General features: G+C 70.4%; 24 protein-coding genes. 16 read left to right on the forward strand and 8 right to left on the reverse strand.

The features are described 5' to 3' along the window. The first annotated feature begins 108 nt into the window (after positions 1-108). The 5 genes from typA to AC1DVZ_RS16515 are packed head-to-tail and all read left to right on the forward strand — an operon-like array spanning position 109 to position 6,950. Positions 109-1,992, forward strand: a complete 1,884-nt coding sequence (gene typA, locus AC1DVZ_RS16495; protein WP_477619295.1) for a translational GTPase TypA — start codon at positions 109-111, stop codon at positions 1,990-1,992. A 4-nt stretch (positions 1,993-1,996) separates the two neighbouring features. Beyond that, the gene (locus AC1DVZ_RS16500; RefSeq protein WP_477619296.1) at positions 1,997-3,787 is read left to right on the forward strand and encodes an ABC transporter substrate-binding protein; all 1,791 of its coding nucleotides are present in this window, start codon (positions 1,997-1,999) and stop codon (positions 3,785-3,787) included. Between the two features lie 4 nt (positions 3,788-3,791). Beyond that, entirely contained in the window at positions 3,792-4,718 is a 927-nt protein-coding gene (gene mshB / locus AC1DVZ_RS16505; protein WP_477619297.1) for an N-acetyl-1-D-myo-inositol-2-amino-2-deoxy-alpha-D-glucopyranoside deacetylase, read from the forward strand. Continuing rightward, positions 4,715-5,257 (forward strand): flavin reductase family protein, encoded by a 543-nt coding sequence (locus AC1DVZ_RS16510; protein WP_477619298.1) that lies wholly within the window; start codon positions 4,715-4,717, stop codon positions 5,255-5,257. The genes mshB and AC1DVZ_RS16510 overlap by 4 nt, the downstream gene beginning before the upstream one ends. Before the next feature lie 13 nt (positions 5,258-5,270). Next, positions 5,271-6,950: a VanW family protein gene (locus AC1DVZ_RS16515; RefSeq protein WP_477619299.1), complete on the forward strand. Its 1,680-nt coding sequence runs from the start codon at positions 5,271-5,273 to the stop codon at positions 6,948-6,950. A gap of 46 nt (positions 6,951-6,996) precedes the next feature. Here the strand turns inward: AC1DVZ_RS16515 and AC1DVZ_RS16520 are convergent, their stop codons facing one another. Further along, a complete protein-coding gene (locus AC1DVZ_RS16520; protein WP_477619300.1) occupies positions 6,997-7,410 on the reverse strand; it encodes a VOC family protein in 414 nt (137 codons plus the stop codon). A gap of 53 nt (positions 7,411-7,463) precedes the next feature. Then, on the reverse strand, positions 7,464-8,498 hold the full coding sequence (locus tag AC1DVZ_RS16525) for a GNAT family N-acetyltransferase (protein WP_477619301.1): 1,035 nt from the start codon (positions 8,496-8,498) through the stop codon (positions 7,464-7,466). 21 nt (positions 8,499-8,519) lie between these two features. Between AC1DVZ_RS16525 and fdxA the strand changes: the two genes are divergently transcribed. The 3 genes from fdxA to AC1DVZ_RS16540 all read left to right on the forward strand — a co-directional run bounded on the left by fdxA (position 8,520) and on the right by AC1DVZ_RS16540 (position 11,434). Then, on the forward strand, positions 8,520-8,846 hold the full coding sequence (gene fdxA, locus AC1DVZ_RS16530; protein WP_066673553.1) for a ferredoxin: 327 nt from the start codon (positions 8,520-8,522) through the stop codon (positions 8,844-8,846). A 7-nt stretch (positions 8,847-8,853) separates the two neighbouring features. After that, positions 8,854-10,026, forward strand: a complete 1,173-nt coding sequence (gene dapC / locus AC1DVZ_RS16535; RefSeq protein ID WP_477619302.1) for a succinyldiaminopimelate transaminase — start codon at positions 8,854-8,856, stop codon at positions 10,024-10,026. Between the two features lie 112 nt (positions 10,027-10,138). Next, entirely contained in the window at positions 10,139-11,434 is a 1,296-nt protein-coding gene (locus tag AC1DVZ_RS16540; RefSeq protein WP_477619303.1) for a citrate synthase, read from the forward strand. Positions 11,435-11,590: 156 nt separating this feature from the next. Here the strand turns inward: AC1DVZ_RS16540 and AC1DVZ_RS16545 are convergent, their stop codons facing one another. The 4 genes from AC1DVZ_RS16545 to dapD form a co-directional block, all read right to left on the reverse strand. Further along, the gene (locus tag AC1DVZ_RS16545) at positions 11,591-12,148 is read right to left on the reverse strand and encodes a hypothetical protein (protein WP_477619304.1); all 558 of its coding nucleotides are present in this window, start codon (positions 12,146-12,148) and stop codon (positions 11,591-11,593) included. Positions 12,149-12,168: 20 nt separating this feature from the next. Further along, positions 12,169-12,411, reverse strand: coding sequence for a type IV toxin-antitoxin system AbiEi family antitoxin domain-containing protein (locus tag AC1DVZ_RS16550; RefSeq protein ID WP_477619305.1), 243 nt, complete (start codon positions 12,409-12,411; stop codon positions 12,169-12,171). Between the two features lie 174 nt (positions 12,412-12,585). Continuing rightward, positions 12,586-13,473, reverse strand: coding sequence for a hypothetical protein (locus tag AC1DVZ_RS16555; protein ID WP_477619306.1), 888 nt, complete (start codon positions 13,471-13,473; stop codon positions 12,586-12,588). Continuing rightward, positions 13,460-14,392, reverse strand: a complete 933-nt coding sequence (gene dapD / locus AC1DVZ_RS16560) for a 2,3,4,5-tetrahydropyridine-2,6-dicarboxylate N-succinyltransferase (RefSeq protein ID WP_477619307.1) — start codon at positions 14,390-14,392, stop codon at positions 13,460-13,462. Before dapD ends, AC1DVZ_RS16555 begins: the two co-directional genes overlap by 14 nt. An 88-nt stretch (positions 14,393-14,480) precedes the next feature. On the opposite strand from dapD, the gene dapE reads away from it, so the two are divergent. Further along, complete coding sequence (gene dapE, locus AC1DVZ_RS16565) at positions 14,481-15,587, forward strand: succinyl-diaminopimelate desuccinylase (protein ID WP_477619308.1); 1,107 nt, start codon at positions 14,481-14,483, stop codon at positions 15,585-15,587. A gap of 109 nt (positions 15,588-15,696) precedes the next feature. On the opposite strand, the gene AC1DVZ_RS16570 is transcribed toward dapE, so the two are convergent. Beyond that, complete coding sequence (locus tag AC1DVZ_RS16570; protein WP_477619309.1) at positions 15,697-17,049, reverse strand: serine hydrolase domain-containing protein; 1,353 nt, start codon at positions 17,047-17,049, stop codon at positions 15,697-15,699. Positions 17,050-17,075: 26 nt separating this feature from the next. Continuing rightward, a complete protein-coding gene (locus AC1DVZ_RS16575) occupies positions 17,076-17,657 on the reverse strand; it encodes a GNAT family N-acetyltransferase (RefSeq protein ID WP_477619310.1) in 582 nt (193 codons plus the stop codon). A 272-nt stretch (positions 17,658-17,929) separates the two neighbouring features. On the opposite strand from AC1DVZ_RS16575, the gene AC1DVZ_RS16580 reads away from it, so the two are divergent. The 7 genes from AC1DVZ_RS16580 to AC1DVZ_RS16610 all read left to right on the forward strand — a co-directional run bounded on the left by AC1DVZ_RS16580 (position 17,930) and on the right by AC1DVZ_RS16610 (position 22,802). Beyond that, entirely contained in the window at positions 17,930-18,649 is a 720-nt protein-coding gene (locus AC1DVZ_RS16580) for an LOG family protein (RefSeq protein ID WP_477619324.1), read from the forward strand. 90 nt (positions 18,650-18,739) lie between these two features. After that, positions 18,740-18,994, forward strand: coding sequence for a hypothetical protein (locus AC1DVZ_RS16585; protein ID WP_477619311.1), 255 nt, complete (start codon positions 18,740-18,742; stop codon positions 18,992-18,994). 37 nt (positions 18,995-19,031) lie between these two features. Next, a complete protein-coding gene (locus AC1DVZ_RS16590) occupies positions 19,032-19,304 on the forward strand; it encodes a DivIVA domain-containing protein (protein ID WP_477619312.1) in 273 nt (90 codons plus the stop codon). Between the two features lie 3 nt (positions 19,305-19,307). Next, positions 19,308-19,763: an SRPBCC family protein gene (locus AC1DVZ_RS16595; protein WP_477619313.1), complete on the forward strand. Its 456-nt coding sequence runs from the start codon at positions 19,308-19,310 to the stop codon at positions 19,761-19,763. Positions 19,764-19,771: 8 nt separating this feature from the next. After that, on the forward strand, positions 19,772-20,341 hold the full coding sequence (locus tag AC1DVZ_RS16600; protein ID WP_477619325.1) for a DNA-3-methyladenine glycosylase I: 570 nt from the start codon (positions 19,772-19,774) through the stop codon (positions 20,339-20,341). Further along, positions 20,341-21,531, forward strand: a complete 1,191-nt coding sequence (locus AC1DVZ_RS16605; RefSeq protein ID WP_477619314.1) for a hypothetical protein — start codon at positions 20,341-20,343, stop codon at positions 21,529-21,531. Before AC1DVZ_RS16600 ends, AC1DVZ_RS16605 begins: the two co-directional genes overlap by 1 nt. Next, positions 21,528-22,802, forward strand: coding sequence for a hypothetical protein (locus AC1DVZ_RS16610; RefSeq protein ID WP_477619315.1), 1,275 nt, complete (start codon positions 21,528-21,530; stop codon positions 22,800-22,802). The genes AC1DVZ_RS16605 and AC1DVZ_RS16610 overlap by 4 nt, the downstream gene beginning before the upstream one ends. The last annotated feature ends 6 nt before the right edge of the window (positions 22,803-22,808 follow it).

A 22,808-nucleotide genomic window follows, 5' to 3' on the forward strand; every position in this document is an offset into this window, starting at 1 on the left:
GGGGCCGGGCCACGCGGCATACCCCGCCCCGAGCGGTGGTGTGGGCGTGCTCACGCGCGCAGGCGCGCATGGTCAGCGCGTGCTCGAAAGCCTGAGACAATGGTGCTCATGCCTATGAAGACCCGCGGTGACATCCGCAATGTCGCCATCGTTGCCCACGTTGACCACGGAAAGACCACTCTGGTCGACAAGATGCTCTGGCAGGCCGGTGCGTTCGGCGAGCACCAGCACGTCGACGAGCGGGCGATGGACTCCGGCGACCTGGAGCGCGAGAAGGGCATCACGATCCTCGCGAAGAACACCGCGATCCACTACGCCGGCAAGGCGGCCGCCGAGGCGGGCCTGCCCGACGGTGCGACCATCAACATCATCGACACCCCCGGGCACGCCGACTTCGGTGGCGAGGTCGAGCGTGGCCTGAGCATGGTCGACGGCGTGGTCCTCCTCGTGGACGCCTCCGAGGGACCGCTCCCGCAGACCCGGTTCGTGCTGCGCAAGGCGCTCGCGGCCAAGATGCCCGTCGTCCTGTGCATCAACAAGGTCGACCGCCCCGACAGCCGCATCGCCGAGGTCGTCGACGAGGTCTACGAGCTGTTCATGGACCTCGACGCCGACGAGCACCAGATCGAGTTCCCGATCGTGTACGCCTCCGCCAAGAACGGCCGCGCGTCCATGAACCGCCCCGAGAACGGCGGCCTGCCGGACGCCGAGGACCTCGAGGCGCTCTTCGAGACGATCCTGTCGACGATCCCCGCGCCGGTCTACGACGACGAGGCTCCGCTGCAGGCCCACGTCACCAACCTCGATGCCTCCAACTTCCTCGGCCGCCTCGCCCTGCTGCGCGTGCACAACGGCACCATCCGCAAGGGCCAGTTCGTCGCCTGGTGCAAGGTCGACGGCACCGTCGAGCGGGTCAAGATCACCGAGCTGCTGATGACCGAGGCCCTGGAGCGCAAGCCCGCCGAGTCGGCAGGCCCCGGCGACATCATCGCCATCGCGGGCATCCCCGAGATCATGATCGGCGAGACCCTCGCCGACGCCGAGAACCCCATCCCGCTGCCCGTCATCACCGTCGACGAGCCGGCCATCTCCATGACCATCGGCACCAACACCGGCCCCATGGTCGGTCGGGTCCGGGGCTCGAAGGTCACCGCCCGCATGGTCAAGGACCGCCTCGACAAGGAGCTCGTCGGCAACGTGTCGCTGCGCGTCCTCAACACCGAGCGCCCCGACACGTGGGAGGTGCAGGGTCGCGGTGAGCTCGCCCTGGCCATCCTCGTCGAGCAGATGCGCCGTGAGGGCTACGAGCTGACCGTCGGCAAGCCGCAGGTGGTCACCCGTCAGGTCGACGGCAAGACCCACGAGCCGGTCGAGCGCCTCACGATCGACACCCCCGAGGAGTTCCTCGGCCCGATCACCCAGATCCTGGCCACTCGCAAGGGCCGCATGGAGCAGATGACCAACCACGGCACCGGCTGGGTCCGGATGGAGTTCCTCGTGCCGTCGCGCGGACTCATCGGCTTCCGCACGCTCTTCCTCACCGAGACCCGCGGAACGGGCATCGCCCACCACGTGTTCGAGGACTACGAGCCGTGGTTCGGCCCCATCACGACCCGCACCAGCGGCTCGCTCGTCTCCGACCGCACCGGTGTCGTGACGGCGTACGCCATGGTCAACCTGCAGGAGCGGGGCACCCTGTTCGTCGACCCGACCACCGAGGTCTACGAGGGCATGATCATCGGCGAGAACTCCCGCGCCGACGACATGGACGTCAACATCACCAAGGAGAAGAAGCTCACCAACGTGCGCGCCTCCTCCTCGGACAACTTCGAGAAGATCGTGCCCCCGCGCAAGCTGAGCCTGGAGCAGTCGCTCGAGTTCTGCCGCGAGGACGAGTGCGTCGAGGTCACGCCCGAGGCGGTCCGCATCCGCAAGGTCGAGCTCGACCAGACCGTGCGCGCCCGCAGCGCGGCTCGGGCCCGCAACGCCTGAGCGCGTGCCGGGAGCGATGGAGGTACAGCGGATCCCGAGGACGGTCGCCCTCCGGGGCGGCGTCCTCGGGCACCGGGGTCGCAGGGTCCGGACGCTCGCCGTGGGTGCCGCCGTTGCCGCTCTCGGGGTGTCCGGCTGCACTGCAGTGGGACCTGACCGCGACAGCGGCGCCGCAGAGGCGGGCCGGCTGTCGGTCCTGTCGTTGGGGCCGGTCGCGACCTGGGACCCGCAGCGCCTGTCGACCGCGCAGGACATCGCCTTCGCGGGCAGGGTGTTCGCGCGCACCCTCACGGCGTTCCCCGCGGGTCCCGACGCAGCCCGCCAGCGCACGGTCGAGGGTGACCTCGCCACCACGGCGGGGACGGTCGACCCCACGCTGAAGATCTGGTCCTTCACCCTCCGCGGTGGCGTGTCCTGGCAGGACGGGTCGCCGGTCACGTGCGAGGACGTGCGCTACGGGGCCTCACGGTCCTTCGCCGAGCCGTTTGCCTCCGAAGGCCTGAACTACCCGCTGGCCTACCTCGACATCCCCCGCAAGGCGGACGGGACCTCCACCTACTCCGGTCCCGATGCCAAGGACGCCAAGGGCCAGGCGGCCTTCGACAAGGCGGTGTCCTGCCACGGTTCGACCGTCACCTTCCGGCTGAGCACCCCGATGGCCGACTTCAACCAGGTCGTCGCGCTTCCCGTCTTCGCGCCCTTCAAGCAGTCGCAGGACAAGGGCAAGGACGGCACGTATGCCGTGTTCTCCAACGGGCCCTACCAGCTCAAGGGGGCGTGGGACCCGAGTTCTGGCGGCATCTTCGTGCGAAACCCCAAGTGGGACAAGGGATCTGACCCCATCCGCCAGGCAAAGCCGGCGTCCATCGACTACGTCGAGGGCACGGAGTCACAGACCGCGGCGCAACGGGTGATCAACGACGACGAGGGCAACAGTCAGTCGGTGACCCTCGACTCGGCGCCCCCGGCGATGCAGCAGCACATCCTCTCCGACGCAGCCCTCTCGGCCCGGTCGGTCAACCCTTCGGCACCGTTCGTGGACTACCTGGCGCCGAACGTCGTCAAGGGCGTGATGCGCAACGCCAAGGTGCGCCAGGCCCTGGCGCTCGCCACGAACCGCGAGGGCTACGTCACGGCCCTCGGCGGCGCGAGTGCCGCGAGCTCGGCCTTCACCCTGATCGGTCCGTCGCTGCCCGGACACAGCGACGTCGATCCCGTCGGGTCCGGTCCTTCGGGTGACGCCGCGCGGGCACGGGCGGCGCTGCAGGAGTCGGGACTGACCCTCCCGGTCAAGGTCCGGGTCGCCTACCGGTCGACGCCGACGTCCGACAAGGCCCTGGCCGCCCTCGTCAACGGGTGGGAGGAGGCGGGCTTTGCCGTCCAGCTACAGCCGATCGCCAAGGACTACTTCGCCGAGGTGTCGGCCCCGGGCCGCACGGACCAGACGGACGTCTTCTGGGCCAACTGGGCGCCCGCGTGGCCCTCCGCGTCCACGGTGATCCCGCCCCTGTTCGACAGCCGGATCAACGTGACCAAGAACGGCAACGGCCGCGACTTCGGCGGCTTCTCCGATGAGGCGGTCAACAAGGAGATCACCCGGATCGGGGCCCTGCACGACCTCGGCAGCCAGGCGACGGCGTGGGGTGCCCTCGACGCCTCGTTGGCCGAGCGCGGCATCTTCATCGCCCTCGCGCAGCGCAAGGCGCTGTACGTCGCCGGCAGCTCGGTCACCGGGCTGAGCGCCAACGAGGCACTGGGCGGGTTCGTCGACCTCGCCACCGTGGGTGTGAAATAGCGCCGTGACCGTCCCCCCCGAGCCGCTGCTGTTCGTCCACGCCCACCCCGACGACGAGACGCTGACGGCTGGCCTCACGATGGCCCACTACGTGCGGGCCGGCCACCCCGTGCACGTGCTGACCTGCACCCTGGGCGAGGAGGGTGAAGTCATCCCACCCGAGCTGCTGCACCTGGACGCGGCCCACGAGGACGCGCTCGGGCCCCATCGCCGCGCCGAGCTCCGAGCCGCCATGGAGTCGCTCGGAGTGACCCACGAGGTGCTGGGGGAGGACGCCGGGACCGGGGCTCTGTCGCGCTACCGCGACTCAGGCATGGCGGGCACGCCCAGCGCTGCCAACCCGGTCGCGTTCGTCAACGCCGACCTCGACGAGGCCGCCGACCTGGTGGCCGAGGTCGTGCGGCGGGTCCGTCCGGCCGTCGTCGTCACCTACGACGAGCAGGGTGGCTACCGCCACCCCGACCACATCCAGACGCACCGGGTCACCTGCGCGGCCCTCCGCACCCTGCCCGAGGCCGAACGGCCGCCCGTGTATGCCGTGCTGACGCCGGCATCGTGGGCGCGGGAGGACCGCGAGTGGCTGGCAGAGCACGCGCCGGTCGGCACCGGCTGGTCCCTGCCCGACCCCGACGGGGAGTACCCGCCGTCGGTCGTCCTCGACGACCTCGTGACCCATGTGGTGGTCGACCCCGCACTGGTGCCCGTGCAGGCGGACGCCCTGCGCCAGCACGTCACGCAGGTCACCGTGGCGGAGACCGGCGACACCTACGCCTTGTCGAACGACATCGCAGCGCGACTCCCCGGTCGAGAGGGTTTCGCCCTGCTCGACCCGGCCACCGGACGACTCGCGACGCGCCGGGCGACGAACGAGGTGCCACGCGGCACCGAGGCGACCACGCGGCATACCGGGCTCCTGGGCGGGCCGCGATGAGCCCGCTGGAGGCGGGGGGTTCGGGTGACTCCGCGCTGCCGCTGGAGGTGGGACCCGTCGATCCCGACCAGTTCCGGCTGGCCATGGGGCGGTTCGCCACCGGGGTCGCCGTCCTCACGACGTTCAGCGGGGGACACGACCACGCCATGACCGCGAACGCCATCACGTCGGTGTCGATGGACCCCATGCTCGTGCTCGTGTGCGTCGAGGTGGATGCGCGGTTCCACGACGCGATCATCGAGTCGGGGGTGTGGGGGATCAGCGTGCTGGCGGCGGCCCAGCGACCTGTCGCCGACTGGTTGTCCACGCAGGGGCGACCCCTCCACGGCCAGCTCGACCGGATCGCGCACGGTCGCGGCCCGGCGACCGGGGTCGCGCTGCTGGACGACGCCCTTGCCACGATCGAGCTGAGGACCACGGCCGTGCACCCCGCTGGAGACCACAGCATCGTCCTGGGCGAAGTAGTCTCGCTGTCGAGCAACGAGCACCCCGCAGATGCGCTGGTGTACTACCGCAGCCGCTACCAGGCGCTGAAGTGATGGGAGTCCACCCGTGAAGGACAGCGGTTCATCGGCGCTGCGTCTCGGGGTCGCCGTGGCGGTCCTGCTGGCCGGCTACCTGGGCATGGCGTGGTTCCTCGGCCGGCACATCCCGGCCAACTCCACGGTCGCAGGCGTGCCGGTGGGAGGCATGTCTCCCCACTCGGCCGAGAGCACGCTGCGCCGGGCACTGGCGGCCAAGGAGGGCGCCAAGCTGACCCTCAAGGCCGGTGACAAGACCTTCGAGATCGACCCCAGGACTGCGGGGCTGGCGATCGACTACTCCGGCACGGTCGACGGGCTGTCCGGGTTCAGCGCCCAGCCGGCGGACCTCTGGGACAAGCTCACCGGTGGTTCCGACGAGAAGCTCGAGACCACCGTGGACCGAGCCCGGCTCGAGGCTGYCGTGAAGGGTGCCGAGAAGACCCTGGACAGCCCGGTGGTGCAGGGGGCGATCACGTTCCCGGCCGGGAAGGTCGCCGTCGTCAGGCCCGAGACGGGCGCCACGCTCTCGGTCGAGGAGACGGCCGACGAGGTGGCCGCCCGATGGCCGACCAGGTCGGACATCGCGCCGCGCCTGCACGAGGTTGCCCCCACCGTGTCGGCCGAGGAGGTCGACAGGGCGGTGGCCGAGTTCGCCACTCCGGCCATGTCGGGGCCGGTGGTGGTCAAGGTCGGAGCAAAGTCGTTCGCGGTCGCGCCTGCTGCCTACGCGCCCAGCATCTCGATGCAGGCTGACACCACGGGCAAGCTCGCGCCAGTGGTCGACAACGCGAAACTCGTTGCGGCAGTGCGCAAGGCTGCCGCTGCCGCCGGACTCGAGGCGAAGCCGCGGGACGCCAAGATCACCTTCAAGGGCAGCAAGATCGTCGTGCTCCCTGCTGCGGCGGGGGCGACCCTCGAGGAGAAGTCCGTGGTCGCGGCCTTCGTTCCGGCCATGACCGACCCGGCCCGGACCGCCACGGTCGTCACGACGGTCGTGCAGCCCAAGCTGACGACCGCGGAGGCCGAGCAGATCAAGCCGCGCGAGGTGGTCTCGACCTTCACGACGAACTTCCCCTACAACCCGCCGCGCACCAACAACATCACCATCGCGGCGCGCACCCTCAACGGCACGTACGTCGGTCCCGGTGAGCAGTTCAGTCTCAACGCCACCCTGGGGCAGCGCACCGCGGCCAAGGGGTACATGTCGGCGCCCGTCATCGAGGACGGCCGGCTCAAGAAGGACTACGGCGGCGGCGTCTCGCAGGTGTCCACCACGACGTTCAACGCAGCCTTCTTCTCGGGCGTGCGGATCGACCAGTACCTGCCGCACAGCTTCTACATCTCCCGTTATCCGGAGGGCCGGGAGGCGACGGTCTCCTGGCCGGACGTCGACCAGAAGTGGACCAACGACACGGGCCACGCGATCCTCATCCAGGCAACCGTGTCCTCGAGCTCGATCACGGTGACCTTCCACGGCACCAAGGTCTGGGACATCGAGTCCGTCAAGGGACCGCGCCGCAACGTCGTGCAACCCAAGACGATCGTCGACGACAGGCCGGGTTGCGTCACGCAGTCGCCGAGCACCGGCTTCGACGTGACGGTCACCAGGGTCTTCAAGAAGGGCGGCAGGACGGTGCGGACGTCGAATTTCTCCACGCACTACATCCCCGAGGACAAGGTGACCTGCACCCACCCGAGCGCCAGCTGAGGCCCCGCCGCCAGCGCGTCGTGTCCCCGGTCGACGTGGCGGCTGGTCAGGTCACGAGTTGGGCGTAGGGGTCGGGACGCTCGGACTCGCTGCGGAGCACGCAGAACTCGTTGCCCTCGGGGTCGGCGAGCGTGACCCAGCCGGTGCCCGGTCCGTGGTGGTCGCGCAGGTCGTGGACCAGCGTCGCGCCGGCGGCGAGCAGCCGGTCGACCTCCTCGTTCATCGTCCGGTCGGTCGGCCACAGGTCGAAGTGGACCCGGTTCTTGACCGTCTTGCCCTCGGGCACCTCGATGAACAGCACCCGCTGACGCCCGTCCGGCGAGAAGATCATGCATTCCTCGTGCCCGGGCAGGTTGGGGTCGCGGGGGTCCTCGGAGAACCCCAGGACCTGGCCCCACCAGACCGACTGGTCGTGGGCGTTGCGGGAGTCGACGGTCGTGTGCGAGATGCGGGAGGTCATGACGCAAGCCTGTCTTCCGCGCCGGGATGCGCGCCAGCTGGTTTCGGCGGCGGTCAGCCCTGGGTGAGGTAGACGTAGGACGAGTGCACGTCGAAGCCTAGCCGTCGGTAGAGGCGGATGGCCGTCTCGTTGTCGTGCTCCACCTGGAGGTGGATGAGGGCGATGTCCTCCTCCCGGAGCCGCACGGCCAGCCCGGCGGTGAGGTGCGCGGCCAGGCCGCGTCCCCGGTATGCCGGGTCCGTCCAGACCGCGCCCAGGCCGGCCCAGCCGGCGCCGATCCCGATGCGTGACAACGCAATCGGGGTCGTCCCCGCTGCGTCCGCGGCACGCAGGCCCAGCTGCTGCGACAGGCCACCGCCCGGCGCGATGCTGCCGAAGAGGACGCGCGGGCTGTCACGCAGCACCGCCTCCGTGGCGCCGGGCACCGTCGCCCGGGTACGCCGGTACACCTCGAGCCACGCGGGGCTGGGCTCCGAGGTGACCATCACCGTCGGCCCGCCGGGGTCCGCGGCGGCGATGGTCTCCCTCGCCGCCGTGAGGTTCAGCGTGCGGCTCCCGACCGCATACCCCCGGCGCAGCAGCAGCGCGCCCAACGGGTCGCCTGCGGGGTCGAAGCCCTGCGGCCCGGCGAGGGCGAACTTCGCAGGGAGCCCGCGCGCGGCATACCAGGCCTCGACCTCGGTGACGGCGTCAACGAGGGGCTTGCCGGGGCTGCCGACGGGCACCACCGAGTTGCCGCGCTGGGTGTAGCCGGCGGAGGCGCGCAGCGCCCAGTCGCCGAGGGTGCTCCGCTCGACGGCACCCCAGGAGGGGGTCATCACGCGTTGGAGGTCCTCGATCGAGAGGGCGAGGTGGGCGGCGCCACGGCGCGACGGCTTGGGCGGGATCTCCTTGGCCGCGGTGATCCGGTGCAGCTCGATGGTCACCGGGCCGCGCGACGTCTCCACCGACACGGTCTCGTCATCGCGTCCGACGAGGGTGCCGACCGCGTCGGTGAGGGTTGCCCCGGTGGCCGGATCGGCGGTCTCCAGCCGCCACCTGACCACGACTCGGGACCCCAGGGGGAGGTTGCTGACGTCGGTCGACATGGGCCGCATAGTATGTGCGCCATGACGTACGTGATCGCCCAGCCTTGTGTGGACCTCAAGGACAAGGCCTGCATCGAGGAATGTCCGGTCGACTGCATCTACGAAGGTGAGCGGTCGCTCTACATCCACCCGGACGAGTGTGTCGACTGCGGTGCGTGCGAGCCGGTCTGCCCGGTCGAGGCGATCTACTACGAGGACGACACCCCCGAGCAGTGGGCCGACTACTACAAGGCCAACGTCGAGTTCTTCGACGACCTCGGCAGCCCCGGCGGTGCGGCCAAACTCGGCCTGATCCCCAAGGACCACCCGCTCATCGCCGACCTGCCGCCGCAGTCCCACGACGAGTGATCGACGGGTGATCGGCGGCGAGGGCCTGCGCGTCCTGCCTGACTTTCCCTGGGACTCGCTCGCTCCATACAAGGAGCGGGCGAGTCTCGCTCGTGGTGGGCCGGGCGCTGATGGGGAGCCGGGTGGCGGTCTGGTCGACCTGTCCGTGGGCACGCCCGTGGACCCGACGCCGGCGGTCGTGCAGGACGCCCTCCGCGACGCCGCGGACGCACCGGGCTACCCCCAGACCTACGGCACGCCCGCGCTGCGCGAGGCGGTGGCCTCGTGGTTCGCCCGACGTCGCGGTGTGCCCGGCGTCGACCCGGACGGCGTCCTGCCGACGATCGGGTCCAAGGAGCTCGTGGCGTGGCTGCCGACGCTGCTCGGTCTCGGCGCCGGTGACATCGTGGGCTTCCCTGGCGTGGCCTACCCGACCTACGACGTCGGTGCCCGGTTGGCCGGGGCGCGACCCCAGGTCGTCGACGGACTGGCCGCGCTGGGTCCCCTGACCCCTGCCACCACGCCGAAGCTGTTGTGGCTCAACAGTCCCAGCAACCCGACCGGTCGGGTCCTCGGTCTGGAGCACCTCGCCAAGGTCGTGGCCTGGGCGCGCCAGCACGGCGTGGTCGTGGCCAGCGACGAGTGCTACGCCGAGCTCGACTGGCGGCCCGACTCCGAGCGTGACCCCCGCGTGCCGACGACGCCGAGCATCCTCGACCCGCGGGTCTGCGGCGACAGCCACGAGGGACTCCTGGCCGTCTACTCGCTGAGCAAGCAGTCCAACCTCGCGGGCTACCGGGCCGCCTTCGTGGCCGGCGACGTGACGCTCGTGCGCCGGCTGCTCGAGGTCCGCAAGCATGCCGGGATGATCGTGCCCTGGCCCGTGCAGCAGGCCCTCACGGTCGCCCTCGGCGACGACGCCCACGTCGCCGAGCAGAAGGCCCGGTATGCCGCGCGACGCACCATCCTGCGTGCGGCCGTCGAGGCCTTCGGCCTGCGGGTGGACCACTCCGACGCAGGCCTCTACCTGTGGGCGACCCGGGGCGAGGACGCCTGGGCGACCATCGACGCGTTGGCTGCACGCGGCATACTCGCGGCTCCTGGCAGCTTCTATGGCGCGGCTGGGCGCGAGCACGTGCGCATCGCCCTCACCGCCACCGACGAACGCATCGCCGCGGCCGCCGAGCGTCTCGCCAGGTAGCCGGGCCGATTCCCGGCGGCCCCGTGTGTTGGGGTAGCGTCGCAGTGCGCGAGAAGCGCCCGGCACGCACACCAGATCCGGGCGCCCGCACGACGTGGAGGATGGATTTCGGATGACTGACGCAACCGCTGGCGCCACCCTGACTGCCGGGGGCAAGACCCTCGACCTCCCGCTGGTCAAGGCGGCCGAGGGCAACGACGGGTACGACGTCTCCAAGCTGATGAAGGTGACCGGCAACGTCACCCTCGACTCCGGGTTCGTCAACACCGCGTCGTGCAGCAGCGCCATCACCTACATCGACGGTGACGAGGGCATCCTGCGCTACCGCGGCTACCCGATCGAGCAGCTCGCCGAGAAGTCGAGCTTCCTCGAGGTGTCCTACCTGCTGATCTACGGCGAGCTGCCGAGCCAGACCGAGCTCGACGAGTTCGACCAGAAGATCCGGCGCCACACGCTGCTGCACGAGGACCTCAAGGCCTTCTTCGGCGGCTTCCCGCGTGACGCCCACCCGATGCCGGTGCTGTCGTCCGCCGTGTCCGCGCTGTCGACGTTCTACCAGGACAGCCTCGACCCGTTCGACAAGGAGCAGGTCGAGATCTCCACGGTCCGCCTGCTGGCCAAGCTGCCGACCATCGCGGCCTACGCCTACAAGAAGTCGGTCGGACAGCCGTTCCTCTACCCCGACAACTCGCTGTCGCTGCCCGAGAACTTCCTGCGCATGACGTTCGGGTTCCCGGCCGAGCCGTACGACATGGACGAGGACATGGTCAAGGCCCTCGACCTGCTCCTGATCCTGCATGCCGACCACGAGCAGAACTGCTCCACCTCGACCGTGCGTCTCGTGGGTTCCTCCAACGCCAACCTCTTCGCCTCGGTCTCGGCCGGCATCAACGCGCTGTTCGGCCCGCTGCACGGTGGCGCCAACCAGGCCGTGCTCGAGATGCTCAACACCATCCACCAGGACGGTGGCGACGTCGACACCTTCGTGAAGAAGGTCAAGAACAAGGAGGACGGGGTCAAGCTGATGGGCTTCGGCCACCGGGTCTACAAGAACTACGACCCGCGCGCCGCCATCATCAAGAAGACCGCCGACAAGATCCTCACCAAGGACGGCGTCTCCGACCCTCTGCTCGACATCGCCCTGCAGCTCGAGCAGCGGGCGCTCGAGGACGACTACTTCGTGGAGCGCAAGCTCTACCCGAACGTCGACTTCTACACCGGCCTGATCTACAAGTCGATGGGCTTCCCCGAGCGCATGTTCACCGTGCTGTTCGCCCTCGGTCGGCTCCCGGGCTGGATCGCCCAGTGGCGCGAGATGATCGAGGACCCGCAGACCAAGATCGGCCGTCCGCGCCAGATCTACACCGGTGCGACCGAGCGCGACTACGTCGCCATGGACGGCCGCTGACCCTCCCCGCTGCTGCTGCGTTGTCACGCAGCAACCTTTGCTAGCAAAGCTTGGGTGATGGTGGACAGGTTGCAACCTGTCCACCATTCACCTTCCTGTGCTGGGACGGCGGGACAGGTCCTGTTGCCGAGCTCCTGGGTATGCCGCGTGGTCACGTCAGGCCGGACGGCGCAGCCTTGCGCGTGCCACGGCGGCGTCGATTCGCTCTCGGACGAGCGGGAGGTTGTCGACCTCCGACCAGGTGAACCGGACGAACTCGTGGGCCGACCTGCGCAGGACGTCCTCCTCGCGGCGTTTCTCGGCGGCGAGGTTCTGCCGGTGGGCGGCGGGGCTGCCCGCAGCGGCAGTCGGCGTGGCCAGCGCGTACTTGCCCAACCCGTCGAACTCGACGACGACAGGTTCCCCGTCCAGGAGGAAGTCGCCGCGGTATCCGCGTCCGCCCGGTAGGGGCGCCTGTGCCGTGAACCGGTAGCCGATCAGACGCATCGAGTGGGCCAGCCTGGTCTCCCCGGGGGATTCGTGGCGGCGGTCAGCGTTGGCGAGCAGCGCGCGCACCGTGGGAATCCCGGGGTGATGGGCATGCTGGTCGATCGCGGTAGCAAGGGCTTCCTCGGTGAGGAGCTCATGGTGCAGTGCGAAGTCAGCCGCGATGAGGCTGTCCATCGGCGCCCGGCGTGAGGGGTCGTCGGTGGGGTAGAGCCCAACCTGCACCACGGCCTGCGCCAGGGGGACGGTCAGGAAGCCCTCCGCGGTGCGATGGCAAGCAGGCGATGCTGGAGGCGAGCCTGTTCGAAGGCGTCCTCACCCTCCCACGGTGCACGTTCCTGACCGGGTGCCCGCACGGCATACCAGCCTCGAATCACGCGGCGGATGGCGCCGGCCCTCACCAGTCGGTGCAGACCAGAGGGGTCCACTCCGATCGACGCAGCCGCGGCGGTGGAGACGAGATCGTGTTCGGCGAGGTCGTGCAGCTCCATCCGGCGAGAGTGCCAGAAGTCGTCCACGGGCCCGGATCGCCCTGTGGACAACCCGCGGCCAGAGCATGACCCAGCACAGGAAACTCGTTGGCGGACATGGTGCAACCTGTCCACGAACGAGCAACCTTTGCTAGCAAAGGTTGCTTGCAGAAGGACGGGAGGGAGGGCGGGTGGTCAGGCGGCGAAGGTGACGGTGACGGTGCTGGCCGTGCCCCCGGTCTTGGCGTCGTGCCACTCCCAGCCGGAGGAGTCACGCGTCCGTGTCCACTCCCGCGACCCGACGCGCACGGACGTGGCGCCGTGCCGCGAGGCCGTCGCCACGGCATACGCCCCGGCACTCCAGGCGGCACGCTCCGAACCCGCTGTCACGGTGAGGGTCCGGCCGCTGACGGCGGAGGTCACGCCGAGCTCGGTCTTCAGGGCCGCCTTGAGTGCTGCCGGGTCGCCGGTGGTCGCGTCGTCGAGCCGGCAGCCGAGGCCTTCGGGGGAGTGGCCGCTCAGCGTGGAGGCGAGCAGCCGCCCCTCCTGCTCGTGGTCGGCGTAGGCCTCGGGATAGGCGCTCTTCTGCACCTTCTGCGCGATCTCGGTGATCCGCATCGCCTCGTAGCCGTCGATCTTCACGAGGGCGTCATAGAACTTGTTGGTCGCGTAGACGGGGTCGAGGATCTCGTCGACGGTGCCCCAGCCCTGGCTCGGCCGCTGCTGGAACAGCCCCACGGAGTCGCGGTCGCCGTACTTGAGGTTGCGCAGCTTGGACTCCTGGATCGCTGTCGCGATCGCGATGGTGGCGGCTCGGGCGGGCAGGCCGCGCTTCTCGGCGACCGCCTCGATCGTGGCTGCGTATGCCGTCTGGCTGGGGTCGAAGTCGACGCTCGTCCCAGAGGCGGTCGCCTGGCAGCGGGGCCCACCGAAGTTGCTCACCACGCCGCGAGCGCCGACGATGCCGGCCCCGACGACTCCGCCCGCAAGGACCAGCACGACCACTCGCGTGGCGAACCGGCGCTTGCGCGAAGGCGGCCGTTGCTCCGAGAGCACGACCCCGCCGCGCCTAGTCGTTGGCATGCAGCGCCGAGTTCAGGACGATGCCGTGACCGTCGCGGGCGCGGGCCTCGACGGTGCCGGTCACGGAGTTGCGGATGAACAGCAGGTTGGACTGGCCGGACAGCTCGCGGGCCTTGACCACACGGCCGTCGGTCAGCGTCACCTTGGTGCCCGCGGTGAGGTAGAGCCCGGCCTCGATGACGCAGTCGTCACCGAGGGCGATGCCCAGGCCCGACTCGGCGCCCAGCAGGCAGCGCTCGCCGATGCTCACGCGCTCGGTGCCCCCGCCGGACAGGGTGCCCATGGTGGAGGCGCCACCGCCGATGTCGGAGCCGTCGCCGACGACGACGCCCTGGCTGATCCGGCCCTCGACCATCGAGTGGCCGAGCGTGCCGGCGTTGAAGTTGACGAAACCCTCGTGCATGACGGTCGTGCCCGAGGCGAGGTGCGCGCCGAGGCGGACGCGGTCGGCGTCGCCGATCCGCACGCCGGCGGGCACGACGTAGTCGGTCATCCTCGGGAACTTGTCGACGCCCAGGACCTGCACCGGCCCGGAGGCCTGCAGCCCGGCGCGGGTCAGCTCGAAGCCGTCGACGGCGCACGGCCCACGAGTCGTCCAGACGACGTTGACCAGGACACCGAACAGGCCGTCGAGGTTGATCGTGTTGGGCTGCACCAACGTGTGGGAGAGCAGGTGCAGACGCAGGTAGGCGTCGGCCGGGTCGGCAGGGGCGGCGTCGAGGTCGATCTCGGTGGTGACGACCTCGCGGCGGACCTTCCGCACGTCGTCCTTGCCGACCAGCGCCTCGAGCTCGGCCGGGATCTGGCTGTCAGCAGGTCGGGCACCGAGGGCAGGCTGCGGGTACCACGCGTCGAGGACCGCCCCGTCGTCGTGGATGGTCGCCAGGCCGAAACCCCATGCGGTGCGCTCGCTGCTCATGGGGCAAGCCTACGAGACCGCGTCGGGCGCCACGGACGGCTGCCGAGCCTCGTCCCGGGCAACGCCACCCCGTGGATAGGCTTTCGGCATGGCGAACTCACCTGTCGAAGCGAACTCACCTGTCGACACCGTGGCGCTCGACCTCTCCGCGGACATCGTCACCCTCACGGCGGCCCTGTGCGACATCGAGTCGGTCTCGCTGGACGAGGCTGCGATCTGTGACGCCATCGAGTCGGCGCTCGCCCCCCTCGCGCACCTCACGGTGACCCGGATCGGCAACACCCTCGTGGCCCGGACCGAGCTCGGTCGCGACGAACGGGTGGTCCTGGCCGGCCACATCGACACCGTGCCGTTGACCCAGGACCCCGCCAACCTGCCGACCCACCGGCAGGGAGACGACCTGTGGGGCCGCGGCACGGTCGACATGAAGGGTGGCGTCGCCGTCCAGCTCAAGGCGGCCCTCGTGGCCGAGCCGAGCCGCGACCTCACATTCGTGTTCTACGAGGGCGAGGAGATCGACAGCGAGTTCAACGGCCTGCTCCACATCGACCGGCAGCGTCCCGAGCTCATCGCGGACGCCGACTTCGCCGTGCTGCTCGAACCGACCGGCGCGATCGTCGAGGGCGGGTGCAAGGGCACGCTGCGCGCCGAGGTCGTCACCAAGGGCATCGCCGCCCACTCAGCGCGGCCCTGGAACGGCCACAACGCCATCCATGACGCGGGCGAGGTCCTGACCAGGCTCGCGACCTACCAGCCCGAGACCGTGGTGGTCGACGGCCTGGAGTACCGCGAAGCCATGAACGCCGTCGGCATCACCGGTGGCATCGCCGGCAACGTGATCCCCGACCGCTGTGTCGTCACGGTCAACTACCGCTACGCCCCGGACAAGTCCCCCGAGGACGCGCTCGCGGTGGTGCACCAGCTGTTCAGCGGCTACGTCGTCGTGGTGAAGGACAACGCCCCGGGCGCCCGCCCCGGCCTGCACCTGCCGGCAGCCAAGGCGTTCGTGGAGGCCCTCGGGGTCGACGTCGTGGCCAAGCAGGGCTGGACCGACGTCGCGCGGTTCTCCGCCATGGGCGTGCCGGCCGTGAACTTCGGCCCGGGCGACCCGAACCTGGCCCACCACGACGAAGAGCGCTGCCCCGTCAGCCAGCTCGAGTCCGCCGAGGCCGCACTGCTCCGCTGGCTCGCCTGACCGCGAGGCTCGCCCGAGCGCCTGAGCGCCTGAGCGCCTGAGCGCCCGAGCGCCTGACCGCCTGACCGCCTCGGTCGCCTCGGTCGCCTCGGTCGCCTGACCGCCTCGCTCAGCCCTCGAGCGACTCGCCGAAGCCCAGCGGCGCCCGCGTGACGAGGTAGGTCGCCCAGTTCATCTTGAGCACGGTGCCGTCGGCGTCGCGGGTGACCCGCAGCTGCTCACCGCGCTCGCGACCCGACACGGTGCGGAAGGTGCTGTCGTCGAGCCGCTCGAAGACGGACGGCGCGCGGTCGGCCGGTGCCGAGTCGGCACGCGCCTCGAGCCGCCCCTCGCGCACCGCGAAGGTGTACCCCGAGCCCTCGGAGAACCACCGGCCCAGCAGGGGGGCGAGGTCGTCGGGGACGGACGTGCCCGGACGCCACGGCTCCTCCTCGGCGGGGTCGTTCTCGAGGACGTGGTCGCCGAGGGCGATCGCGAACGCCGCCGGGTCGGGCGACGAGGAGCTGTTCATCAGGACGATGCCTCCCGTGCCGCTCTCACGGTGGGTGAACACGCCGGACACCTGGCCCGGCATCCCGCCCGTGTGCCCGACCCAGGTGCGGTGGGTGGTCGAGCGCATCAGGAAGAAGCCCAGACCCATCGCGCCGCCCCAGCCCTCGGGGTCGACCAGCAGCTGCGGTTGGCACATCTCCTCGATCGTGTCGGGGGAGAGGACGGCCGCATCCGGGTCGGCCACGAACCCGGACCACTTGGCGAGGTCGGTGATCGTGCTGGCCAGGGCGCCGCACGGCCCCATCGCCCGCAGGTCGAGCACCGGCTCGACCCGGGGGACGTCGTGGAACGGCTGCACGTGGTAGCCCGTGGCCCGCGGCCCGCCGTCGAAGCCGACGCTGGTGCGCGTCATCTCGAGCGGCTCGAGGATGCGGGCGCGCAGCGACTCCTCCCACGAGCGGCCCTCCAGCCGCTCGACGAGCTGGCCCAGCACGGCATACACGATGTTGGAGTAGTGCCAGTGGTCATGGGGGCGGCCAACGCGCTCGATCGCGTTGAAGTCGCTCATCAGGGTGGCGGTGTCGGGCTGCTGGAGGGTCTCCCAGATGTCGCCGAGCGGCTCGCGGGCCAGACCTGTCGCGTGGGAGAGCGCCTGCCTCACGGTGGCCCGCTGGGTCACTCCGGGCAGGTGCTGGCCGAGGGTGTCGTCGAGGTCGAGCCGCCCCTCGTCGCGCAGGGCCATCACCAGCACCGCGGTGAAGCTCTTGGTGTTCGAGGCGATGAGGAACTGGTCGTCCGGCCCGGGCGCGCGCGGCGAGGTGACGTCGACGGTGCCTATGCCGTCGGTCCAGACGGGCTCCCCGCGACGGACGACAGCGGCCGCGAGGCCCGGCACGCGACCGGTCCGCTGGCGCTCCAGCGCCAGGTTTCGGAGCTCGCGACGGGTGGTGTCCTGCAGGGTGGTGTCCACGCCCTGCACCATATCCGCGGGACAAGTCACGGACGTGGGGCCACCTCGCGCACCATCACGCAGTTCCCCAGTCCCTTGGGCCGGTCATAGGTGAAGCCCTCGCGCTCGTACATCGTGCGGGTGCCGTTGTAGAGGAAGGACGAGTTCTTCTTCCGGACCCCGCCGGTGTCGTGCGGGTAGCCCTCGACCAGGCCGCCGCCGGCCCGCGCGATCAGGTCGACGGCTCCGCGCAGGGCGACCGACGCCAGGCCCTGACCTCGATGGGAGCGCTCCACCTGGATGCAGGTGACGCGGTAGTCGGGAAGCCGCTCGGCGGTGGCGAGGTACTCCTTCCGGTGGTGGATGGAGGGCAGCTCCTCGGGCGTGCCGTACTCGGCCCAGGCGATGGCGAGGTCACCGTCGTAGACCAGTGCCGCGTGTGCGATCCCCTCGTCCACGCGGCGCTTCTTGAACGCCCGGTTGTCCTCGGTCGTGCTGTCCGGCTCGCGGTCCTCGGGGTGGAACCACGTGCACCAGCAGTTGGCGAACATGCCCTTGTTCCGCTCGATGAGAGCGGCGAAGTCGTCGAACGTCTCCGGCGTGAGTGCCCTGATCGTGTAGTCGGACATGCTCGCAACGTACTCGGGAAAGCGGACAGTCGGCGTCCGGCTCGGCCGGCCTCGCGGCCAGTCACTCGCCTCGCTCGCCTAAGGTGGCCCCCGTGAGCGAGCAGCCCGACGAGCAGACGCCCGACGACCAGACGCCCGACGACCAGACGCCCGACGACCAGACGCCCGACGACCAGACGCCCGACGACGAGACGCCCGACGACGAGACCAGAACGGCGGGCGCCACCGAGCGCGACCACGACTACCCCGGGTTCGACTACCACACCGGCCCGGTGACGTTGCGGGGTTCGCGGGTCCCGGCGTCGACCACGGACCAGCGCCTGCTCGACAGCGGGGGCTCGAGTGAGTGGGTCCACACCGATCCGTGGCGGGTGATGAGGATCCAGAGTGAGTTCGTCGAGGGGTTCGGCGCCCTCGCGGAGCTCGGCCCCGCCGTGAGCGTGTTCGGGTCGGCCCGCACCAAGCCCGGCACCCCCTTCTACGAGATGGGCGCCCACGTGGGTCGTCGCCTCGTCGAGGAGGGGTATGCCGTGATCACCGGCGGCGGGCCCGGCGCCATGGAGGCGGCCAACAAGGGTGCCCGCGACGCCGGGGGCGCCTCGGTCGGCCTGGGCATCGAGCTGCCGTTCGAGCAGGGCCTGAACGAGTACGTCAACCTCGGCGTGAACTTCCGCTACTTCTTCGCCCGCAAGACCATGTTCGTCAAGTACGCGCAGGGGTTCATCGTCCTGCCGGGTGGTTTCGGCACGCTGGACGAGCTCTTCGAGGCGGTCACCCTGGTGCAGACCCAGAAGGTCACGTCGTTCCCGATCGTGTTGATGGGCACCGAGTACTGGGGCGGGCTGTTCGACTGGCTGCGCAGCACCGTCCTGGACGCCGGCACCGTCAGCGCCAAGGACATCGACCTCCTGCACCTGACCGACGACGTGGACGAAGCCGTCCGCATCGTCACCGAGGCCGAGGAGCCGGTCGTACCCAAGCGCCCCGAGTAGCCTCCACCTCGATCCGTCTCACCACCTCACCCGAGTGGCGAGGTGAACGGAGGGTGGACGTGGACGGTTGTCGCCCTCGATGATGGAGGCGTGACCATCTCGCCCCTGCCGCGACATGGCGACGTCATCGTCGGTCGGGACGTCGCCGGTCGCACCCTGCGCATCTCCGGTCACCCGGAGTCCGGCCGCGTGGTGCTGTCGATCTGGCAGGACACCGTCTGCCGCGCCACCCTCCGCCTGACGCCGGAGGACGTCCCGCAGTTCGTCGAGATGCTCACGCGCACCGCGATCGCGAGGTCCGACGAGGCCGCCGAGGACGTCCGTGACCTCGGTACGGCGGGCTGACTAGGTCGTCGTCAGGAGTTCGTGCGACGATCGCCCCGTGATCTGGGTCTTCTTCATCGCCGTCGGCGTGCTGGTCATCGGCGCGTTCGCCGCTCTCGTCGCGGGACGCGTGGGCTACGACCCCCTGGCGGAGGCGACCACGACCCAGGCGGATCCGGTCCTCTCCGAGGAGTTCGGCTCCGGAGAGATCTCCGCCATCCGTTTCGACACAGCCCTGCGCGGCTATCGCATGGACCAGGTGGATGCCGTGCTCGACCGGCTGCAGAGCAGGATCGCGGAGCTCGAGGCCGGCAGCGATCCCCGCCGCTGACCCATGGCCGACTTCCACCTCACCCGGCACTGTGCCGCGCCCCCCACGACCGTGTGGGACGTCGTGAGCGACTTCGCGGCATACGGGGACTGGATGCCGCTCACCCAGATGCGGTTGGACGCGGGCGGTCCGCGGCTGGGCTGGGGTTTTGCGGGGTTCAGCGGCGTCGGCCGCTTCGGGTTCTCCGACTCCATGCTCGTGACCGCGTGGGAGCCTCCGAACGCCGAGGGGGTGGGCCGCTTCCGGATCGTCAAGACGGGCCGGTTGCTGGGCGGCTGGGCCGAGGTCTGCGTTGAACCGGCAGGCGAGGGTTCGCGTCTGGACTGGCGTGAGGACGTCGTCGTGCGGCCGCTGCCCTTCAAGCGTGTCTTCGCGCCGTTCCTGCTCCGGGCGAGTGTCTGGCTCTACGGCCGGGCCGTGGACGCCATGGTCGCGCGGGCGGAAGAACGTCACCGGTGAGCGGGCTCATGGTGGGTGAGGACGGGCTGGCCCGGTGTTCGTGGGCCGGCTCGACGCCCGACTACCTCGCCTACCACGACACCGAGTGGGGCGTGCCGGTCCACGGCGAGCAGGCGCTCTACGAGCGGCTGACCCTGGAGGCCTTCCAGTCGGGGCTCTCCTGGATCACCATCCTGCGCAAGCGAGAGGGGTTCCGATCGGCCTTCGCCGGCTTCGACCCCGAGCTCGTGGCGTCCTTCGGGGAGGACGACCGCGCCCGCCTGATGGCCGACACCGGGATCGTCCGCAACCGCCTCAAGGTCAACGCCGCCATCCACAACGCCGGCGCGGTGCTGGCGCTGCGCGAGCTCGGCGGGCTCGACGAGCTCATCTGGTCACACGCCCCCGACCAGCACACCCCGCCGGCCACGACGGAGCAGCTGCGGGCCACCTCGCCCGAGTCGGTGGCCCTCGCCAAGGCCTTGAAGAAGGCCGGCTTCGTCTTCGTCGGCCCCACGACGATGTATGCCGCGATGCAGGCCTGTGGGCTGGTGGACGACCACCTCGTCGGCTGCCACCGGGCGGGCGGACACCTGTGATGCGCACCCTCACGGCGAGGGTGGCGCTGACCTACCTCGTGCTGCGAGCCGTGTCGGCCGTGCTGCTCGTGCTCGCGAGCCACGACCAGGTCGTCATGCCGGACTGGACCGGCCCGACCGTCGAACCCCTCGACATGACGGTGCTGTGGGACGGCAGCTGGTATCGCTACGTCGCCGAGCACGGCTATCCGCACGCGCTGCCCGTCGACGCGGCGAGCGGTCACGTCGCCCAGAACGCCTGGGCCTTCTTCCCGTTGTTCCCCCTGCTGTCCCGGATGCTCATGTCCGTCACGGGGCTCGGCTTCCCTGTCGTGGCGTCCTCCCTGTCCCTGGTCTGCGGACTGGGGGCGGCCGTCATCATGGGCAGGCTCCTCTCCGAGCGGGTCGGCGACCGGGTGGCGCTCGCGACGGTCGCCGTCTGGGCTGCCTTCCCGGCGGCGGTCGCGCTGCAGCTGGCCTACACGGAGTCGCTCGCGATGCTCCTCCTGTGCGCCTGGCTGTGGGCCTTGATGCGGCGGAACTGGCTCGCCGCCGGACCTCTCGCGCTGCTCGTCGGCCTGACCAGACCGATTGCCGTCCCCGTCGCCGTGGTGGTCGCGTGGATGCTCTGGCTGCGGTGGCGCCGTCGGGCGGCCGACCCCGTCGACGGCGGCGAGTACGCCGCCGGAGCCTTCGCCCTGGTCACCGCCGGCGTCGGCGCGGTGGCCTGGCCCGTCATCGCCTGGCGGATCACGGGGTCGCGCAGCGCCTACACCGACACGATGGCCGCCTGGCGGGTCGGGGGCGAGATCACCCCGTTCAAGCCGTGGCTCGGAATGTCTCAGTGGGTGTTTCGCGACTTCGACGGAGGCGATGTCTACGGACCGGTCGCCCTTGCGGCCCTCGCCACCACCATCGTCGTGCTCACGTGCGGTCCCTGGGCCACGCGGCTGGGACCGGAGCTGCGCGCCTGGTGCCTGGCCTACCCGGCATACCTCGCTGTCGTCCTCGACCCCTTCACGAGCATCTTCCGCTATGTCCTTCCCCTCTTCCCCCTGGCAGCGGTGGTCCTCGGAGGGGGCTGGGTGGAGCGCTCGGCGCGGTGGTTGTGGACGCGCACCGCCGTCCTCGTCGCCCTCGGCATCGCCGGACAGGTCCTGTGGATCTGGAAGCTGCTCGTGTTCGTCCCGCCGTCGGACTACCCGCCGTGACCGCGACCGGCCTGAGGGCCGTGGTGACGTCCCAGGGCCGCAGCGCCGTGGGGCAGTGGGCCCTACGCCGCCCCGTGGTGTTCCTGCTGCTCGTGTATGCCGTGACGCGGGTGCTCGCGTTCGTCGCCATGTGGGTGGCGGCGACGTGGTTCCAGACGCCGGCGGGGGTGGGTCACCTCGACCCGACCGTCGGCGACATCCTCGGCGGCTGGGACAGCATCTGGTACCGGCGCGTCGCGACCCAGGGCTACCCGGTCCCACTGCCGGCGGATCCTGACAGCGGACTGCTCACCTACAGCGCCTGGGCGTTCTACCCGGCCTTCCCCATGATGGTGCGCGGCCTGATGGCCATCGGCCTGCCGTTCGAGGTGGCTGGTGTCGGGCTCAACCTCGTGCTCGGAGCCGGCTGCACCCTGCTGGTGTGGCGGTGCTTCAACTACGCCATGCACGCGTCCCCCCAGCCGGCCCGCGAACGACTCGCGCTGGTCACGGGCGTCCTGTGGTGCCTCTATCCCGCGACCGGCATCCTCGTGATGCCGTACACCGAAGCCCTGGCAGGAGTGCTCATCGCCGGGTCGCTGCTGCTGCTCATGCAACGTCGCTACGCGTGGGTGGCGGTGCTGACGATCGCGCTCGGGTTCACCCGTGCCGCGGCTCCCGCGATCGCGTGTGCGGCCATCGCCCATCTGGTCCTGCGGTGGCGCGAGGACAGGGTGGCCGGAGGGGTCCCACTGCGGGGCCAGCGCATCTCGGCGGCCCTGATGCTGCTGGCGACCGGGGTCTCGTCCCTGGCCTGGCCAGTCGTCGTGGGGTTCATCAGTGGTCTGCCGATGGCGTTCTTCGACGTGCAGGCGGCGTGGGGACAAAAGCCGGAGTCCGGTCCCTTCGTGCTGTGGCTCTCCTGGGCGTGGGAGGGTCACGGCGTGGTCGGCGTGACCATCCTGGTTTCGCTGGTGGCCACCTACATCGCGCTCATCGTGGGCCGGCACGGTCGCTGGCTGGCGGTCGAGCTGCGGGTGTGGGCCCTGGCCTACCCGCTCTACCTGCTGGCAGTGGTGCGACCGATCACGAGCATGTGGCGCTTCCTGCTGCTGGACTTCCCGATCGCCGCAGTGGTGGCCTCGGTGGCGATGCGCACGTCGACCGGCGCCAAGATCGTGACCCACTGGCGCCGCCGGGTCGGCGTGGTGGGCGTGGTCCTGCTCGTTGGGCTCTTCTGGTTCACCTGCACGCTGCTGACCTACACGCCCTGGGCGTCCACGCCACCCTGACTCACT

It is taken from the genome of Pedococcus sp. P2_E5, from assembly GCF_056403895.1.

Excerpts from the sequence above, each read along its gene's own strand:
- typA (WP_477619295.1), top strand. The coding sequence starts at position 109 with ATGCCTATGAAGACCCGCGGTGACATCCGCAATGTCGCCATCGTTGCC.
- AC1DVZ_RS16510 (WP_477619298.1), top strand. The coding sequence starts at position 4,715 with ATGAGCCCGCTGGAGGCGGGGGGTTCGGGTGACTCCGCGCTGCCGCTG.
- AC1DVZ_RS16520 (WP_477619300.1), bottom strand. The coding sequence starts at position 7,410 with ATGACCTCCCGCATCTCGCACACGACCGTCGACTCCCGCAACGCCCAC.
- AC1DVZ_RS16525 (WP_477619301.1), bottom strand. The coding sequence starts at position 8,498 with ATGTCGACCGACGTCAGCAACCTCCCCCTGGGGTCCCGAGTCGTGGTC.
- fdxA (WP_066673553.1), top strand. The coding sequence starts at position 8,520 with ATGACGTACGTGATCGCCCAGCCTTGTGTGGACCTCAAGGACAAGGCC.
- AC1DVZ_RS16540 (WP_477619303.1), top strand. The coding sequence starts at position 10,139 with ATGACTGACGCAACCGCTGGCGCCACCCTGACTGCCGGGGGCAAGACC.
- AC1DVZ_RS16550 (WP_477619305.1), bottom strand. The coding sequence starts at position 12,411 with ATGGAGCTGCACGACCTCGCCGAACACGATCTCGTCTCCACCGCCGCG.
- AC1DVZ_RS16555 (WP_477619306.1), bottom strand. The coding sequence starts at position 13,473 with ATGCCAACGACTAGGCGCGGCGGGGTCGTGCTCTCGGAGCAACGGCCG.
- dapD (WP_477619307.1), bottom strand. The coding sequence starts at position 14,392 with ATGAGCAGCGAGCGCACCGCATGGGGTTTCGGCCTGGCGACCATCCAC.
- dapE (WP_477619308.1), top strand. The coding sequence starts at position 14,481 with ATGGCGAACTCACCTGTCGAAGCGAACTCACCTGTCGACACCGTGGCG.
- AC1DVZ_RS16575 (WP_477619310.1), bottom strand. The coding sequence starts at position 17,657 with ATGTCCGACTACACGATCAGGGCACTCACGCCGGAGACGTTCGACGAC.
- AC1DVZ_RS16595 (WP_477619313.1), top strand. The coding sequence starts at position 19,308 with ATGGCCGACTTCCACCTCACCCGGCACTGTGCCGCGCCCCCCACGACC.
- AC1DVZ_RS16600 (WP_477619325.1), top strand. The coding sequence starts at position 19,772 with ATGGTGGGTGAGGACGGGCTGGCCCGGTGTTCGTGGGCCGGCTCGACG.
- AC1DVZ_RS16605 (WP_477619314.1), top strand. The coding sequence starts at position 20,341 with ATGCGCACCCTCACGGCGAGGGTGGCGCTGACCTACCTCGTGCTGCGA.